Raw genomic sequence first — 17,281 nt, forward strand, 5'->3', positions numbered from 1 at the left:
GATAGATATTTGTAGAAAATCACACACTTTAATTTCAATCATTTTCATATTACTAACACTAGGTATATGTATTTTTGAAGACTGATATTTTCATCATGAATTTATTCGATAAAAGAAAATACTCTTTTATTTCTAAAGAAAGAGGTACAAAATCTTTTTGAGATGATAGAGTAGAATATGAAATTTGCTCTGAATATATTAAAAGAGAAGACCAAGAGGCCCTCTCTCATTGTTAACTATTTTTCTTGTTATAGTTGGCAAAGAATCTAAATGGTGCAAAACTCCTTTCCTCCACCTTCTATATGAAAAGAATCTCTTTAATCTTTTTTCTTAACACCAACAGTCAAACCAGAGGCTACTGCAATTAAGGCAACTCCAAGTACAGATAAATTAGAAGATGCCGCTTCACCAGTTTTGGGTAATTCAGATACCTTATTAGAAAGTGTAGAAGTATGATAAACTGCCTTTGTACTTCCGATAGGTTTTGGTTTAAGTACTACATGCGCCTCTGTTAAGAAGTCATATCTCTCTGTTACGACGCGGTAAACACGTCCTTCTTGGACAGTCTTAACAACATGATTTGTAAAATCACGATTTAAAAGACTAGAAAATTCTTGATTAATATTAAGATAAAGCCCTTTTGTCCCCTCAACTAAAGGTTTGAAGGTCGATTCTGTGTATCTCATCCCTACAACTGATAGAGAAATATCTGCTGCTTTAAGAGCTTTCAGAGTCTCTTCTACTGTTGGAATGCCTGGGGTACGGAAATCAATACTTTCATCAGTAATTAAGAATGCAAAACGACGATTATTAGAAGCTGTAGACCAATCATAATCTTTTGAGGTTGCAATATGATGTAGAGGGACTGTAGGCTCTTCTGTTCCGCCGTATGTTCGAATAGATCTAAGCGCCTTAATATACTCCTCTACATTCTTAGTGAATTTAGATCCATTAAAATCGAAATATTGAACATTGTCAGCAGCCTCATACGCGATTAAGCCAAGACGAGCATCAACTTTTTTATTAGCCAAATCACGGACAAAGTTCTCGATATTCTGTACAACATTTTGAATAGAAGAATCCATTGAAACTGACTTATCAATAGTAAAGACGATATCTGCAGAACCAGCCGCTTGTTTAGTAATTATTACATCTGCTTCTTTCAAAACTTTTTCAAATGTAGTTTTCTTGATAGTTTGAGTAACATTAGCTACATAGTCATCTGTATTAACGTGATCTGTAACAGTCTTTGTTGTTGTAACAGGTGTCTTTTCTCCAACGGCAGTTCCCTTAGCAGCTAAATGAGTTGTTTCAACACTTACAGAAGTCTCTGCTTTGGCAGTTGCTTCTGTACCAGTTGCGTTTTCTTTAGTATCTACCTTGGCGTCCGTTGAAGTAGTAGTTACTTTAACTATATCACCAGGTTGAGCTTTATCAAGTGGTACTACAGAGACATTAACTTTATCTTGAATCTCCTTAACTGTTTCGGAAATTTGTTGATTAGTTTGAGTAGTTTTAGTGGAAAGTTCATTTGAACCTACTTGAGCAAGATCATTAGCAACTTGACTTGGATTCTTTACCTCATCAGCATCAACTTGCCCCATTGCTGTAAAGGTAGACGCTAGAGCAACCGTCAATAAAACAGACTTGCACTTCCCGAATAAAGAATGTTTATGATTCATTATAAAAATCCTCCCCTTTTTTAATAATATGATATCAAAATCAAAGTAATTTGTCAAAAATTTCTATATAGAATGTAGAGTTTTCTTCTGGTTATACAGGGATAAAGATCATAAAAATGCATAGCAACAAGTGTCCAAAAACATTGATGCTATGCATTTCTTATGGAAAGGCTTGCTGGATTTTCTCTTAAAATCGAGTTTTTGTGTAGCGGTTCTCATTGTCTTAACCAAGAGACTCTCTCTTCTTATCTGGATTCCAGATAAAGCTTGCGATAAAGCTAAAGATAATCGTTAGGATACCAACAATCACAGCAAGGATGAGGGCAGGGATTCGGACAAACCACCAGAGTGGGTTTGGTTTTTTATCATTGTACCATTGCTTGGTTTCCTCGTCCAAACGTTGGAATTCTGCTTGGATACGGTCTGCAATCATTTCGATTCCTTCATCATTCATTTTCTTGATGTCTGAGATATCGATAGGATTTCCAAAGTTCATATCGACACGTTCACGGCTAACCAAGCCCTTCAAGGTCATGGGACCGGTGTAGGCGACAGGCATAATACGAACCTTGGCCATTTTAGCAATCAAGGCTACTCCACCCTTGACATCGTTTGAGTGACGGCTTCCGCTTGGGAACATGATGAGAGAACGGTCGCTTTTTTTGAGGACGTTGATAGGGTACTTGATAGCAGAAGCGCTAGGATTTTCCCGATCAATAGGAAAGGCGCCGCACATACGAATCCACCAGCCAAAGATGCGGTTGTTAAACAGCTCTTTTTTGGCCATAAAGATGAACTGTTTTGGCTTAGTCGCAAAGGCCATATAAACAGGATCCCACCAAGTACGATGAGGAGCAACGAGGATATAGTTTTCGTCGCGGCTAGGGATTTTATCAGTATTGTGATAGTGGGCATTGCCATTGATGGACCACAAGATCAGCATGACCAGTCCACGCAAATAAGTATAAAACATGAGATCTCCTTCGATTGTATTGCTTTTATTATTATACCTTATCAAAAGACTACTGGCAAACTTTTTCAGTTATCAGCCAACAGTTTTTGGATGAGATTAGAATTCTGCTAGAAAAAATGATATGATAGAATTTATGGATAAAAATAAGATAATGGGATTAACCCAAAGAGAAGTCAAGGAAAGACAGGCTCAAGGTTTGGTCAATGACTTTACCGCTTCGGCCAGTACCAGTACTTGGCAAATCGTTAAACGAAATGTCTTTACCCTTTTTAACGCATTAAACTTTGTTATCGCTCTAGCGCTGGCTTTTGTGCAGGCTTGGAGCAATCTGGTTTTCTTTGCCGTTATATGCTTTAACGCTTTTTCTGGAATTGTGACAGAGCTACGGGCCAAACACATGGTGGACAAGCTCAATCTCATGACCAAGGAAAAGGTCAAAACCATCCGTGATGGCCAGGAAGTCGCCCTTAATCCAGAAGAATTGGTCCTAGGAGATGTCATTCGTTTGTCTGCGGGAGAGCAAATCCCTAGTGATGCTCTGGTTCTGGAAGGCTTCGCAGAAGTCAATGAAGCCATGTTGACGGGGGAGAGTGATTTGGTGCAAAAGGAAGTGGATGCTCTGCTTTTATCAGGGAGTTTCCTAGCCAGTGGCGCAGTTTTGGCTCAAGTCCACCATGTCGGAGCAGACAACTATGCTTCCAAACTCATGCTGGAAGCTAAGACAGTGAAACCCATTAACTCCCGTATCATGAAATCGCTTGACAAGCTAGCTGGTTTTACTGGGAAGATTATCATTCCCTTTGGTCTAGCTCTCTTGCTAGAAGCCTTGATGTTAAAAGGCTTGCCCCTCAAGTCATCGGTTGTAAATTCGTCAACAGCCCTTTTGGGAATGTTGCCTAAGGGAATTGCCCTTTTGACCATTACTTCGCTCTTGACTGCGGTGATCAAGCTGGGCTTGAAAAAGGTTTTGGTGCAGGAGATGTACTCTGTTGAGACCTTAGCGCGCGTGGATATGCTCTGTCTGGACAAGACGGGCACCATAACCCAAGGAAAGATGCAGGTGGAGGCTGTTCTTCCTCTGACGGAAACTTATGGTGAAGAGACTATTGCCAGTATTCTAACTAGCTACATCGCTCTTAGTGAGGATAAAAATCCAACGGCCCAAGCCATTCGCCAGCGTTTCCAAGGTCAGGTTTCCTATCCTATGCTTTCGAATCTTCCTTTCTCAAGCGACCGTAAGTGGGGAGCTATGGAGTTAGAAGGTCTGGGGACGGTTTTTTTAGGGGCACCTGAGATGTTGTTGGACTCTGAAGTCCCTGAAGCCAGAGAGGCCTTGGAGAGAGGCTCGCGCCTCTTGGTCTTGGCACTCAGTCAGGAAAAACTAGACCATCACAAACCACAGAAACCGTCTGACATTCAAGCCCTGGCCCTGCTGGAGATCTTGGACCCCATTCGAGAAGGAGCAGCCGAGACGCTGGACTATCTCCGTTCTCAGGAAGTGGGCCTCAAGATTATCTCTGGCGACAATCCAGTTACGGTTTCCAGCATTGCCCAGAAGGCTGGTTTTGCAGACTATCACAGCTATGTAGATTGTTCAAAAATCACGGATGAGGAATTGATTGCCATGGCTGAAGAGACAGCTATTTTCGGACGTGTTTCCCCTCATCAAAAGAAACTCATCATCCAAACCCTGAAAAAAGCAGGTCATACAACGGCTATGACAGGAGACGGAGTCAATGATATTCTGGCCCTTCGTGAGGCGGATTGTTCTATCGTGATGGCTGAGGGAGATCCTGCAACTCGTCAGATTGCCAATCTAGTTCTTTTGAACTCAGACTTTAATGACGTTCCTGAGATTCTCTTTGAAGGTCGTCGCGTGGTCAATAACATTGCTCATATTGCTCCGATTTTCTTGATAAAGACCATCTATTCCTTCTTGCTCGCAGTCATCTGTATCGCCAGTGCTCTTCTGGGACGGTCTGAATGGATCTTAATTTTCCCTTTTATTCCCATTCAGATTACCATGATCGACCAGTTCGTGGAAGGTTTCCCGCCATTTGTCTTGACTTTTGAGCGAAATATCAAACCTGTTGAGCCAAATTTCCTCAGAAGATCCATGCTTCGTGCCCTACCAAGTGCCCTCATGGTTGTGTTCAGTGTTCTCTTTGTGAAAATTTTTGGAACGAGTCAAGGTTGGTCTGAGTTAGAAATATCAACCCTACTCTATTATCTCCTCGGGTCTATCGGTTTCTTATCCGTATTTAGAGCCTGCATGCCATTCACCCTCTGGCGTGTGCTCTTGATTGTTTGGTCAGTTGGAGGCTTCCTAGCCACAGCTCTCTTCCCAAGAATTCAAAAACTGCTTGAAATTTCGACCTTGACTGGACAAACGCTACCTGTTTATGGAGCTATGATGCTGGTCTTTACAGTGATTTTCATTCTAACCAGTCGTTACCAAGCGAAAAAATAAAGAAAGGCTGCAATCTGTGGATTGCGGTCTTTTTGATGACAAGATTGCTAGCTGAAATGTGGTATAATAAGAGGTAATAGAGTTTTGGAAAGTGAGAGAAGATGATTTCAAAGAGATTAGAATTGGTGGCCTCCTTTGTGCCCCAAGGGTCCATTTTACTAGATGTGGGGAGTGACCATGCTTATCTGCCTATCGAGTTGGTCGAGAGAGGTCAAATTGAAGCTGCCATTGCAGGTGAGGTGGTGGAAGGTCCCTACCAGTCTGCGATTAAAAATATTGAGGCTCACGGTCTAAAGGAGAAAATCCAAGTTCGTTTAGCCAATGGCTTAGCGGCATTTGAAGAGACTGACCAAGTATCGGTTATCACCATTGCTGGTATGGGTGGCCGTTTGATTGCGACCATATTGGAAGAAGGATTGGATAAACTTGCGAGTGTAGAACGTTTAATCCTCCAACCCAATAATCGTGAAGACGACTTGCGCATCTGGCTACAGGGCAACGATTTTCAGATTGTGGCAGAAAGCATCTTAGAAGAAGCTGGCAAGTTTTATGAAATTCTAGTTGTGGAAGCAGGACAAATGAAGCTATCAGCCAGTGATGTTTGCTTTGGACCTTTCTTGTCCAAAGAAATCAGCCCAGTCTTCGTTCAAAAGTGGCAAAAAGAAGTAGCTAAGTTAGAGGTTGCTCTTGACAAAATCCCAGAGAAAAATAGAGAAGAACGTCAAGTTCTTGTAGATAAAATTCAAGCCATCAAGGAGGTACTCCATGCTAGCAAGTGAAGTAATACAAGCTTATGAAGCTTTTTGCCCTCAGGAATTTTCTATGGAGGGAGACAGCCGTGGTCTGCAAATCGGTACTCTAGACAAGGATATCCAAAGAGTCATGGTTGCCCTTGATATTCGCGAAGAGACGGTGGCAGAGGCCATTAAAAAGGATGTAGACTTGATTATCGTCAAGCACGCGCCGATCTTTCGTCCGATAAAGGACTTGGTCGCCAGCCGTCCGCAAAATCAGATTTACATCGACCTCATCAAACATGACATTGCCGTTTATGTCAGTCATACTAATATCGACATTGTCGAGAATGGCCTCAATGACTGGTTCTGCCAGATGTTAGGAATCGAGGAGTCGACTTATCTGCAGGAGACGGGCCCTGAACGTGGGATTGGGCGGATTGGGAATATTCAGCCTCAGACCTTTGGAGAATTTGCCAGTCATGTCAAGCAAGTCTTTGGCCTAGATAGCCTTCGAATGGTGCATTATCAAGAAAGTGATTTGAAGAAGGAAATTTCAAGAGTGGCCATCTGTGGTGGTAGTGGACAGTCATTCTATAAGGATGCTTTAACAAAGGGAGCAGATGTTTATATAACTGGTGACATCTACTACCACACTGCCCAGGATATGTTGTCTGATGGCTTGTTGGCATTGGATCCAGGACATTATATCGAAATCCTTTTTGTAGAAAGAATCGCTGAACTCCTTACTCAATGGAAGGCAGAAAAGGGCTGGACTATTGATATCTTGCCTAGTCAGGCATCGACTAATCCTTTCCACCATATCTAGTTAGAAGGTGAAGACAATGAAAAAAGTTGCCATTATTGGAGCAGGGATTGTGGGTGCAACAGCTGCCTACTACCTCTCGAAAGAAAGTGACCTAGAGCTGACCGTTTTTGACCATGGACAGGGTCAGGCTACCAAGGCAGCAGCAGGAATTATCAGTCCTTGGTTTTCCAAACGCCGCAATAAAGCCTGGTACAAGATGGCGCGCTTGGGGGCTGACTTTTATGTGGATTTGTTGGCTGGTTTAGAAAAGTCTGGTAAGGAAATTGACTTTTACCAGCGTTCGGGAGTCTTTCTCCTGAAAAAGGATGAATCCAAGTTGGAAGAGCTCTATGAACTAGCCCTTCAGCGCAGGGAAGAATCTCCCTTGATAGGCCAGTTAGCTATTTTGGACCAAGCGTCTGCAAATGAATTATTCCCTGATTTGCAGGGATTTGACCGCCTGCTCTATGCTTCTGGTGGGGCACGGGTGGATGGCCAGCTCTTAGTGAATCGTCTACTAGAAGCCAGTCAGGTCAAGCTGGTCAAAGAAAAAGTGAGTCTGACACCTTTAGCATCAGGTTACCAGATTGGCGAAGATGTATTTGATCAGGTTATTTTGGCTACGGGAGCTTGGTTGGGGGATATTTTGGAACTTTTAGGTTATGAGGTAGATGTTCGTCCCCAAAAGGGACAACTCCGAGACTATCAGATTTCTCAAGACCTAGAATCTTACCCTGTTGTCATGCCAGAAGGAGAGTGGGATTTAATTCCTTTTGCAGGCGGGAAATTGTCCCTAGGAGCTACTCATGAAAATGACATGGGATTTGACTTGACGGTAGATGAAACTTTGCTACAACAAATGGAGGAGGCAGCCTTGCCTCACTATCCAGCCTTAGCTAAAGCGACTTCCAGAGCTGAACGTGTGGGAATCCGTGCCTATACTCGTGATTTCTCGCCTTTCTTTGGGCAAGTACCTGGCTTAGCAGGTGTCTATGCGGCTAGTGGACTAGGTTCATCAGGCCTCACAACGGGTCCTATCATTGGTTACCACTTAGCCCAGCTGGTCCAAGACAAGGAGTTGACCTTGGATCCAGTAAACTATCCAATTGCAAACTATGTCAAACGAGTAAAAAGTGAATAAAATTTTACTGAAATTTTAGCAGGTAGTTTAGGATGGCAAATGACATTCCCTGTCAAAAATGGTAAAATAAGAAAAAATAATCTGAGAATCGAGGAAAAAAGATGCAAGAAAAGATTTTGGTAACGGGTGGTGCCGGATTTATCGGAACTCACACTGTTATTGAATTGATCCAAGCAGGTCATCAAGTTGTTGTGGTGGATAATCTTGTCAACAGCAATCGTAAGAGTTTAGAAGTTGTTGAAAAAATTACAGGAGTTGAGATTCCTTTCTATGAGGCAGATATCCGTGACACAGATACCCTAAGAGATATTTTCAAGCAGGAAGAGCCGACTGGTGTGATTCACTTTGCTGGTTTGAAGGCTGTTGGCGAATCAACACGCATCCCTCTTGCCTACTATGACAACAATATCGCAGGAACTGTCAGCCTTCTAAAAGCCATGGAAAAAAATAACTGTAAGAACATCATCTTCAGTTCTTCTGCGACAGTTTACGGAGACCCTCATACAGTTCCGATCTTGGAAGATTTCCCACTTTCAGTGACCAATCCATATGGTCGTACTAAGCTCATGTTAGAGGAAATTTTGACGGATATCTACAAAGCGGACTCAGAATGGAATGTGGTCTTGCTTCGTTACTTTAACCCAATCGGAGCACATGAGAGTGGTGACTTGGGAGAAAATCCTAACGGAATTCCAAACAATCTCTTGCCATATGTTTCACAAGTAGCAGTGGGCAAACTAGAGCAAGTACAAGTTTTCGGAGATGATTACGATACGGAAGATGGAACCGGTGTTCGTGACTATATCCATGTCGTAGATCTAGCTAAAGGTCACGTTGCAGCTTTGAAAAAACTCCAAAAAGGTTCAGGTCTAAACGTTTATAACCTTGGAACTGGTAAAGGATATTCTGTTCTTGAAATTATCCAAAACATGGAAAAAGCGGTGGGACGCCCAATTCCTTACCGCATCGTAGAACGCCGCCCAGGTGATATCGCTGCCTGCTACTCAGACCCAGCAAAAGCTAAAGCAGAACTCGGTTGGGAAGCGGAACTCGACATCACCCAAATGTGTGAAGACGCCTGGCGTTGGCAAAGCAAGCATCCAAATGGATTTGAAGACTAAGATGATGATTTCAATCATTGTCCCTTGTTTAAACGAAGAGGAAGTACTTCCTCTTTTTTATCAGTCTGTTGAAGCACTGCTTCCAGAATTAGGAGCAGAGATCGAGTATGTCTTTGTGGATGATGGTTCAAGCGATGGCACTTTGGAGCTTTTGAAGGCCTATCGGGTACAAAATCCTGCGGTACATTATATCTCTTTCTCGAGAAATTTTGGGAAAGAAGCGGCTCTGTATGCAGGCTTGCAGCATGCGACTGGAGACCTAGTGGTCGTGATGGATGCAGACCTCCAGGATCCTCCTAGTATGTTGCTTGAAATGAAAGCCTTACTAGACCAGAATGCAGATTTAGACTGTATTGGGACACGGAGAACCAGTCGGGAGGGAGAACCCTTCTTTCGCAGTTTCTGCGCTGACATCTTTTACCGCCTCATGCAAAAAATCAGCCCAGTAGCCCTGCCATCAGGTGTTCGTGATTTTCGGATGATGAGAAGATCTGTGGTGGATGCTATTTTAGCCTTGACCGAGTCCAATCGTTTTTCTAAGGGACTCTTTGCCTGGGTGGGCTTTAAAACGCACTATCTTGATTATCCAAACGTTGAACGACAGGCTGGCAAGACTAGTTGGAGTTTTAGACAGCTCTTTTTCTACTCGATTGAAGGGATTCTCAACTTTTCAGATTTTCCCTTGAGTATAGCCTTTGTAGCGGGACTTCTATCTTGTTTTATTTCTTTTGTGATGACTGTTTTTGTGGTATTTCGGACCCTTATCTTGGGGAATCCGACATCTGGCTGGACCTCTCTGATGGCTGTCATTCTCTTTCTTGGAGGGATTCAACTCCTGACTATTGGGATTCTCGGTAAGTATATCAGCAAGATTTATCTAGAGACCAAAAAAAGACCACTCTATCTCGTCAAAGAAAAAAGTGATCTTTCTATTTTCGAAGGGAAAAATAACCAGAAAAGACTATAATTTTACCTAGAAATATGCTAAACTAGTAGATGAAGGGATTAAAGTGATAAAAAGAATCTACAAAATCAATCTCCCTTTTAAACTATGATGGATCTTTGAGAAGTGCACGTGTAGGGCACTGTTTGATAGCCTCCAGAACATCGCTGGTCTCAGCGATTTCTCTTTGCAGTTCATCAGGATCATCATAAAAGCGAACGATCCCATTATCATGGTAATCAAAGAGTTCAGAATAGGTCTGGCAAAGCCCGCAGGCGATGCACCGTTCGGGTATAAGTGTGAGTTTCATATTTATATTGTAATAAGAAAGTTTAAAAAATACAAGGAGTAAGGTATGGAAAAAGAACCGTGGCAAGAAGATATTTATGAAAACAATGAGGAAGAATCAAGAACAGATCGTCGTCGCCGTAAACAAAAAGGGAAAGGCGTTGTTGCCAATCGTGTCTTGACCATTCTAGCTAGCCTCTTCTTTGTAATCGTTGTAGCGATGGTTGTCGTATTGATTTACCTTTCTACTGGAGGAAGTAACCGCACGGCAGCTTTGAAGGATTTTTATGATTCTTCAGCTCCATCGTCAACCTCTAAAGTGGAAGAGTCTTCTTCCTCTACTAGTAAAGCTCAAGAAACGAAAGAATCAACATCTTCAGAGAGCAGTTCAGAAGAACACACAGAGGGTGAAGGAACGCTTACTGTGCAACCTGGAGAAGGAGAAGCAGCTCTCGCTCAGCGTGCAGGGATTTCCATTGCCCAGCTAGAAGCTCTAAATCCTTCTCATATGTCATCAGGAACTTGGTTTGCCAACCCTGGTGATGTCATCAAGACTAGATAGGAGTCGGAAATGAAGACAATTCAAATTGCTATTGATGGTCCTGCTTCTAGTGGTAAGAGTACAGTCGCAAAGATTGTCGCTAAGGATTTTGGTTACACTTATCTCGATACGGGTGCTATGTACCGTGCTGCGACTTATATAGCTCTCAAACACCAGTTGGATGCAGGAAATGTAGACCAACTTCTTGAGCTTCTTAACCAACACCCCATTAGTTTTGGACGTTCAGAAACTGGAGAACAGCTTGTCTTTGTAGGGGATGTTGAGATTACTCATCCGATTCGTCAAAATGAAGTGACCAACAAGGTTTCAAGCATTGCTGCCATTCCTGAAGTACGTGAGAAACTGGTTTCTCTCCAACAGGAGATTGCCCAGCAAGGTGGTATCGTCATGGATGGGCGTGATATCGGGACAGTTGTTTTACCACAAGCTGAACTCAAGATTTTCCTAGTGGCTTCTGTTGATGAAAGAGCAGAGCGTCGTTACAAGGAAAATATTGCTAAAGGTATTGAGACGGACCTGGAAACTCTGAAAGAAGAGATTTCGGCACGTGATTACAAAGATAGTCATCGCGAAACCTCGCCTCTCAAACAAGCGGAGGATGCAGTTTACCTTGACACAACTGGATTGAGTATCCAAGAAGTGGTCGAAAAAATTGAATCAGAAGCAAAAAAACGCATGTCCTAGTGACAGGTGAAGCAGGCTAAGGCTAGCCTGCTTCTTTTCTCTCTTTGGGGAGCATTTGAAACCAGTCTTTTTAGGAGTTTTTTGATAAAATAGTAGTATCAATAAAAAGGATGGAAGCATGACAAAGAAAATCGTAGCCATTTGGGCCCAAGATGAAAAAGGTGTGATTGGTAAAGAAGACCGTCTTCCTTGGCATTTGCCAGCAGAATTACAACATTTTAAGGAAACAACTTTGAATCATGCTATACTGATGGGGCGAGTGACCTTTGATGGCATGGGACGTCGTCTGCTTCCAAAACGTCAAACCCTGATTTTAACGCGCAATAGCGAAGAAGTCATAGATGGGGCACTCGTATTTCAAGATGTGGAGTCTGTTTTAGCGTGGTATCAGAGTCAGGAAAAAAATCTCTACATCATTGGCGGAAAGCAGATTTTTCAGGCTTTTGAGCCGTATTTAGATGAAATCATTGTGACGCAGATTCATGCTCAGGTAGAGGGAGATACCTATTTCCCTGAGGAGTTTGACTTGTCTCGTTTTGAGACAGTAGCAAGCAAATCTTACACCCGAGATGAGAAAAACGACTATGATTTTACCATCGAATACCGAGATAGAAAGGAAGTCTAATGGAGCGCAGTATATTTGGATTTTTTACAGCTTTTTTGTGTGTGATCTGTATTTTGACTGGAGCACAGGCTTTTCGTAAGAAGCGCTATGGACTGTCTGCTTTACTCTGGTTGAATGCTTTTACCAATCTGGTGAACAGTGTCCACGCTTTTTATATGACCTTATTTTAGATAGAATGATAAATTAGAATGGAAGGAAATCATGCCTACAAATAGGAAAAATGATATGATGGTTTATTGCTCATTTTGTGGCAAAAGCCAAGAAGAAGTAAAGAAAATAATCGCTGGGAACAACGCCTTTATCTGTAATGAATGTGTGGAGTTGGCCCAAGAAATCATTCGGGAGGAGTTGGCCGAGGAAGTTTTGGCAGACTTGTCTGAAGTACCAAAACCAATCGAACTCCTCAATATCTTAAACCACTATGTGATTGGTCAAGATCGTGCCAAACGTGCCTTGGCAGTGGCTGTATACAATCACTATAAACGCATCAATTTCCACGATACGCGTGAAGAGTCAGAAGATGTGGATTTGCAGAAGTCAAACATCTTGATGATTGGTCCAACTGGTTCTGGGAAAACTTTCTTGGCTCAGACTTTGGCTAAGAGCTTGAATGTACCTTTTGCTATTGCTGATGCGACAGCTCTGACTGAGGCTGGGTATGTGGGTGAGGATGTGGAAAATATCCTCCTCAAACTCTTGCAGGCCGCTGACTTTAACATCGAACGTGCAGAACGTGGTATTATCTACGTGGATGAAATTGACAAGATTGCCAAGAAGAGTGAGAATGTGTCTATCACACGTGATGTTTCGGGTGAAGGGGTACAACAAGCTCTTCTCAAGATTATTGAGGGAACTGTAGCCAGTGTACCGCCTCAAGGTGGACGCAAACATCCGCAACAAGAGATGATTCAGGTGGATACTAAAAATATCCTCTTCATCGTGGGTGGTGCTTTTGATGGCATCGAAGAAATCGTTAAACAACGTCTGGGAGAAAAAGTCATCGGTTTTGGCCAAAATAACAAGGCGATTGATGAAAACAGCTCCTACATGCAAGAAATTATTGCCGAAGATATTCAAAAATTCGGTATTATTCCTGAGTTGATTGGACGCTTGCCTGTCTTTGCAGCTCTTGAGCAATTGACAGTCGATGACTTGGTTCGTATCTTGAAAGAGCCAAGAAATGCCTTGGTCAAACAATACCAAACCTTGCTATCTTATGATGATGTCGAGTTGGAATTTGACGACGAAGCCCTACAAGAAATCGCCAATAAGGCCATCGAACGCAAAACGGGTGCGCGTGGTCTTCGCTCCATCATCGAAGAAACCATGCTAGATGTTATGTTTGAAGTACCGAGTCAGGAAAATGTGAAATTAGTCCGCATCACAAAAGAAGCTGTCGATGGAACGGAAAAACCAATCCTAGAAACAGCCTAGAGGTGACTATGGAAATCAATACACACAATGCTGAAATTTTGCTCAGTGCAGCCAACAAGTCCCACTATCCGCAGGATGAACTGCCAGAGATTGCCCTTGCAGGTCGTTCAAATGTTGGGAAGTCCAGCTTTATCAACACCATGCTCAACCGCAAGAATCTAGCCCGTACTTCAGGGAAACCTGGGAAAACCCAGCTCCTTAACTTCTTTAACATTGATGACAAGATGCGTTTTGTGGATGTACCAGGTTATGGCTATGCCCGCGTTTCCAAAAAGGAACGTGAAAAGTGGGGGCGCATGATTGAGGAGTACCTGACAACTCGGGAAAATCTCCGTGCCGTGGTCAGTTTGGTGGATCTCCGTCACGACCCGTCAGCAGATGATATACAGATGTATGAATTTCTTAAGTATTATGAGATTCCGGTCATCATCGTTGGGACCAAGGCGGACAAGATTCCTCGTGGTAAATGGAACAAGCACGAATCAGCAATCAAAAAGAAATTAAACTTTGACCCAAGTGACGACTTCATCCTCTTTTCATCTGTCAGCAAGGCAGGGATGGATGAAGCTTGGAATGCAATATTAGAAAAATTGTGAGGGAAAGAAATGGCAAAAACAATTCATACAGACAAAGCTCCAAAGGCTATAGGACCTTATGTTCAAGGGAAAATCGTTGGCAATCTTTTGTTTGCTAGCGGTCAAGTTCCCCTATCTCCTGAAACTGGGGAAATAGTTGGAGAAACGATCCAAGAACAGACCGAACAAGTTTTGAAAAATATCGGTGCTATTTTGGCAGAAGCAGGAACAGACTTTGACCATGTTGTCAAAACAACTTGCTTCTTGAGCGATATGAATGACTTTGTTCCTTTTAACGAGGTTTACCAAACGGCCTTTAAAGAGGAATTTCCAGCTCGTTCAGCTGTGGAAGTTGCACGTCTTCCTCGTGATGTAAAAGTCGAAATTGAAGTGATCGCAGAGATTGGATAAGCTAGTTGAAGTTTGGCTCTGCCAAACTTTTTTTGATATAAGGAGAGATAGATGACAAAAAAACAACTTCACCTTGTGATTGTAACAGGGATGAGTGGTGCAGGGAAAACGGTAGCCATTCAGTCTTTCGAGGATTTGGGATATTTCACCATTGACAATATGCCACCAGCCCTCTTGCCAAAGTTTTTACAGTTGGTTGAGACCAAGGATGATGATCACAAACTGGCTTTGGTAGTGGATATGCGTAGTCGTTCCTTCTTCTCGGAGATTCAGGCTGTTTTGGATGAATTGGAAAACCAGGATGAATTGGATTTCAAAATTCTCTTTTTGGATGCAAAAGATAAGGAATTGGTCTCTCGTTACAAGGAAACCAGACGGAGTCACCCTCTAGCAGCGGATGGTCGGATTTTAGATGGCATCAAGCTAGAACGTGAACTCTTGGCACCTTTGAAAAACATGAGTCAAAACGTGGTGGATACGACAGAACTCACTCCGCGTGAACTTCGTAAAACCATTGCTGAGCAATTTTCAGACCAAGAACAGGCCCAGTCTTTCCGTATCGAGGTCATGTCTTTTGGATTTAAGTATGGTATCCCTATTGATGCAGACTTGGTCTTTGATGTCCGTTTCTTGCCAAATCCCTATTACCTACCAGAGCTGCGTAATCAAACGGGGCTGGATGAGCCTGTCTACAACTATGTGATGAATCATGAAGAGTCTGAAAGTTTCTATCAGCACTTGCTAGCCTTGATTGAGCCGATCTTGCCAAGTTACAAAAAAGAAGGCAAGTCCGTCTTAACCATTGCAGTGGGATGTACAGGTGGACAGCATCGTAGTGTTGCCTTTGCCAAGCGAATCGCTGAGGATCTTGCTAAAAACTGGCCTGTCAATGAAAGCCATCGTGACAAAGACAGAAGAAAGGAAACGGTAAACCGTTCATGAGAAAACCAAAAATAACGGTGATTGGTGGAGGAACCGGTATCCCCGTCATTTTGAAAAGCTTACGGGAAAAGGATGTTGACATCGCAGCCATCGTAACGGTAGCCGATGATGGCGGATCTTCTGGTGAGCTAAGAAAGAATATCCAACAGCTGACACCGCCTGGAGATCTTCGTAATGTTTTGGTGGCCATGTCAGATATGCCTAAGTTTTATGAGAAGGTTTTTCAGTACCGTTTCTCAGAAGAGGCTGGAGCTTTTGCGGGTCATCCCCTAGGGAATATCATTATAGCAGGACTCTCTGAAATGCAAGGTTCTACCTATAATGCTATGCAATTACTCAGTAAGTTTTTTCATACAACAGGAAAGATTTACCCATCAAGCGATCAGCCTCTGACCTTGCATGCAGTCTTTAAAGACGGTTCAGAGGTGGCGGGTGAGAGCCATATTGCGGATCATCCTGGCATGATTGACCATGTATATGTGACCAATACCTTGGATGACGAAAAGCCAAAGGCAAGTCGCCGAGTGGTTACTACCATTCTCGAGAGTGACATGATCGTCTTGGGGCCTGGTTCCCTCTTTACATCGATTTTGCCCAATATTGTCATCGAGGAGATTGGGCAAGCACTCTTGGAGACTAAGGCAGAGATAGCCTATGTCTGCAATATCATGACCCAGCGTGGGGAAACAGAGCACTTTTCAGACAGTGACCACGTGGAAGTCCTCCATAGACATCTAGGTCGGCCTTTTATTGATACGGTCTTGGTCAATATCGAAAAGGTTCCTAGAGAATACATGAATACCAACCGTTTTGATGAATATTTGGTTCAGGTAGAGCATGACTTTGCTAGTCTTTGCAAGCAGGTCCCTCGTGTGATTTCATCCAACTTCCTTCGTTTGGAAAATGGAGGAGCCTTCCATGATGGAGATTTAATTGTGGATGAATTGATGCGCATTATACAGGTGAGAAAATGAGTTTCACAGTTGCAGTAAAAGAGGAAATTCTTGGTCAACACCATCTCAGTCGTCATGAATTGTCTGCCATCATCAAGATGTCTGGCAGTATCGGTCTCTCGACTTCAGGCCTGACCTTGTCCGTCGTGACTGAAAATGCCAAGTTAGCTCGTCACCTCTATGAGTCCTTTCTTCATCTTTATGATATCAAGTCAGAGATTCGACACTATCAGAGAAGCAATCTTCGTAAGAATCGTGTCTACACGGTCTATACCGATGAGAGGGTGCAGGAGCTTTTAGCTGATTTGCGGCTTGCGGATTCCTTCTTTGGTTTGGAGACAGGTATCAATCCTGATATTTTAGCAGACGAAGAAGCTGGTCGTGCTTACTTATGTGGGGCCTTTCTGGCAAATGGTAGCATCCGAGATCCTGAGTCTGGCAAGTACCAGTTGGAGATCAGTTCCGTTTATCTGGACCATGCCCAAGGGCTGGCCTCTCTCCTTCAGCAGTTTTTGCTGGACGCCAAGATCATTGAGCGCAAGAAAGGTGCAGTTACCTATCTCCAGCGGGCAGAAGACATCATGGATTTCTTGATCGTGATTGGGGCCATGCAGGCGCGTGATAATTTTGAGCGCGTCAAGATTTTGCGTGAAACCCGTAATGATCTCAATCGAGCCAATAACGCTGAAACAGCCAATATCGCTCGGACGGTTTCTGCCAGTATGAAGACCATTAATAATATCAGTAAAATCAAAGATAGAATGGGTTTGGAAAATTTACCAGTGGATTTGCAGGAGGTAGCTCAGTTGCGAATCCAGCACCCGGACTACTCTATCCAGCAGTTAGCAGATAGCTTGAGCAATCCCCTGACCAAAAGTGGTGTCAACCACAGACTCAGAAAAATAAACAAGATTGCAGATGAACTATAAAACCAC

The 17,281-nt window shown here is 43.0% G+C and carries 18 protein-coding genes; 15 read left to right on the top strand and 3 right to left on the bottom strand.

The window, feature by feature from the left end; all coding sequences use genetic code 11:
- Positions 1 to 317: 317 nt before the first annotated feature.
- The gene (locus MK403_RS05370) at positions 318 to 1,682 is read right to left on the bottom strand and encodes an LPXTG cell wall anchor domain-containing protein (RefSeq protein ID WP_268709190.1); all 1,365 of its coding nucleotides are present in this window, start codon (positions 1,680 to 1,682) and stop codon (positions 318 to 320) included.
- A gap of 223 nt (positions 1,683 to 1,905) precedes the next feature.
- Positions 1,906 to 2,655 carry a lysophospholipid acyltransferase family protein gene (locus tag MK403_RS05375; RefSeq protein WP_268709191.1) on the bottom strand — a complete coding sequence of 250 codons (750 nt, stop codon included), beginning with the start codon at positions 2,653 to 2,655 and terminating at the stop codon, positions 1,906 to 1,908.
- Positions 2,656 to 2,788: 133 nt separating this feature from the next.
- Here MK403_RS05375 and MK403_RS05380 point away from each other — a divergent pair, with 133 nt between their 5' ends.
- The 6 genes from MK403_RS05380 (at position 2,789) to MK403_RS05405 (ending at position 9,896) form a co-directional block, all read left to right on the top strand.
- Positions 2,789 to 5,125: a cation-translocating P-type ATPase gene (locus tag MK403_RS05380; protein WP_268709192.1), complete on the top strand. Its 2,337-nt coding sequence runs from the start codon at positions 2,789 to 2,791 to the stop codon at positions 5,123 to 5,125.
- Between the two features lie 101 nt (positions 5,126 to 5,226).
- Positions 5,227 to 5,904, top strand: coding sequence for a tRNA (adenine(22)-N(1))-methyltransferase (locus tag MK403_RS05385; protein WP_268709193.1), 678 nt, complete (start codon positions 5,227 to 5,229; stop codon positions 5,902 to 5,904).
- Positions 5,891 to 6,688 carry a Nif3-like dinuclear metal center hexameric protein gene (locus MK403_RS05390; protein ID WP_268709194.1) on the top strand — a complete coding sequence of 266 codons (798 nt, stop codon included), beginning with the start codon at positions 5,891 to 5,893 and terminating at the stop codon, positions 6,686 to 6,688. Before MK403_RS05385 ends, MK403_RS05390 begins: the two co-directional genes overlap by 14 nt.
- A gap of 16 nt (positions 6,689 to 6,704) precedes the next feature.
- A complete protein-coding gene (locus MK403_RS05395) occupies positions 6,705 to 7,808 on the top strand; it encodes an NAD(P)/FAD-dependent oxidoreductase (protein WP_268709195.1) in 1,104 nt (367 codons plus the stop codon).
- A gap of 101 nt (positions 7,809 to 7,909) precedes the next feature.
- Positions 7,910 to 8,929, top strand: coding sequence for a UDP-glucose 4-epimerase GalE (gene galE / locus MK403_RS05400; protein WP_268709196.1), 1,020 nt, complete (start codon positions 7,910 to 7,912; stop codon positions 8,927 to 8,929).
- 1 nt (position 8,930) lies between these two features.
- Positions 8,931 to 9,896 (top strand): glycosyltransferase family 2 protein, encoded by a 966-nt coding sequence (locus MK403_RS05405; RefSeq protein WP_268709197.1) that lies wholly within the window; start codon positions 8,931 to 8,933, stop codon positions 9,894 to 9,896.
- Positions 9,897 to 9,978: 82 nt separating this feature from the next.
- Here MK403_RS05405 and MK403_RS05410 read toward each other — a convergent pair whose 3' ends face one another.
- Complete coding sequence (locus tag MK403_RS05410) at positions 9,979 to 10,182, bottom strand: ferredoxin (protein WP_080566872.1); 204 nt, start codon at positions 10,180 to 10,182, stop codon at positions 9,979 to 9,981.
- A gap of 45 nt (positions 10,183 to 10,227) precedes the next feature.
- Between MK403_RS05410 and MK403_RS05415 the strand changes: the two genes are divergently transcribed.
- The 9 genes from MK403_RS05415 (at position 10,228) to whiA (ending at position 17,275) form a co-directional block, all read left to right on the top strand.
- Positions 10,228 to 10,722, top strand: a complete 495-nt coding sequence (locus tag MK403_RS05415) for an SAG1386/EF1546 family surface-associated protein (RefSeq protein ID WP_125424605.1) — start codon at positions 10,228 to 10,230, stop codon at positions 10,720 to 10,722.
- Positions 10,723 to 10,731: 9 nt separating this feature from the next.
- A complete protein-coding gene (gene cmk / locus MK403_RS05420; RefSeq protein WP_125424606.1) occupies positions 10,732 to 11,406 on the top strand; it encodes a (d)CMP kinase in 675 nt (224 codons plus the stop codon).
- Positions 11,407 to 11,524: 118 nt separating this feature from the next.
- Positions 11,525 to 12,031, top strand: a complete 507-nt coding sequence (locus tag MK403_RS05425; RefSeq protein WP_125424607.1) for a dihydrofolate reductase — start codon at positions 11,525 to 11,527, stop codon at positions 12,029 to 12,031.
- A gap of 201 nt (positions 12,032 to 12,232) precedes the next feature.
- Positions 12,233 to 13,465: an ATP-dependent Clp protease ATP-binding subunit ClpX gene (clpX, locus tag MK403_RS05430; RefSeq protein ID WP_002874765.1), complete on the top strand. Its 1,233-nt coding sequence runs from the start codon at positions 12,233 to 12,235 to the stop codon at positions 13,463 to 13,465.
- Between the two features lie 8 nt (positions 13,466 to 13,473).
- Entirely contained in the window at positions 13,474 to 14,061 is a 588-nt protein-coding gene (gene yihA, locus MK403_RS05435; RefSeq protein ID WP_268709198.1) for a ribosome biogenesis GTP-binding protein YihA/YsxC, read from the top strand.
- A gap of 9 nt (positions 14,062 to 14,070) precedes the next feature.
- Positions 14,071 to 14,451, top strand: coding sequence for a RidA family protein (locus MK403_RS05440; RefSeq protein WP_001140420.1), 381 nt, complete (start codon positions 14,071 to 14,073; stop codon positions 14,449 to 14,451).
- 51 nt (positions 14,452 to 14,502) lie between these two features.
- Positions 14,503 to 15,393 carry an RNase adapter RapZ gene (gene rapZ, locus MK403_RS05445; RefSeq protein WP_268709199.1) on the top strand — a complete coding sequence of 297 codons (891 nt, stop codon included), beginning with the start codon at positions 14,503 to 14,505 and terminating at the stop codon, positions 15,391 to 15,393.
- A complete protein-coding gene (locus MK403_RS05450) occupies positions 15,390 to 16,367 on the top strand; it encodes a YvcK family protein (protein WP_268709200.1) in 978 nt (325 codons plus the stop codon). Before rapZ ends, MK403_RS05450 begins: the two co-directional genes overlap by 4 nt.
- Positions 16,364 to 17,275, top strand: coding sequence for a DNA-binding protein WhiA (whiA, locus tag MK403_RS05455; protein WP_132973839.1), 912 nt, complete (start codon positions 16,364 to 16,366; stop codon positions 17,273 to 17,275). The genes MK403_RS05450 and whiA overlap by 4 nt, the downstream gene beginning before the upstream one ends.
- The last annotated feature ends 6 nt before the right edge of the window (positions 17,276 to 17,281 follow it).

The sequence above is a fragment of the Streptococcus oralis genome (assembly GCF_026782285.1).
Taxonomy (GTDB): Bacteria; Bacillota; Bacilli; order Lactobacillales; family Streptococcaceae; genus Streptococcus; species Streptococcus oralis_CG.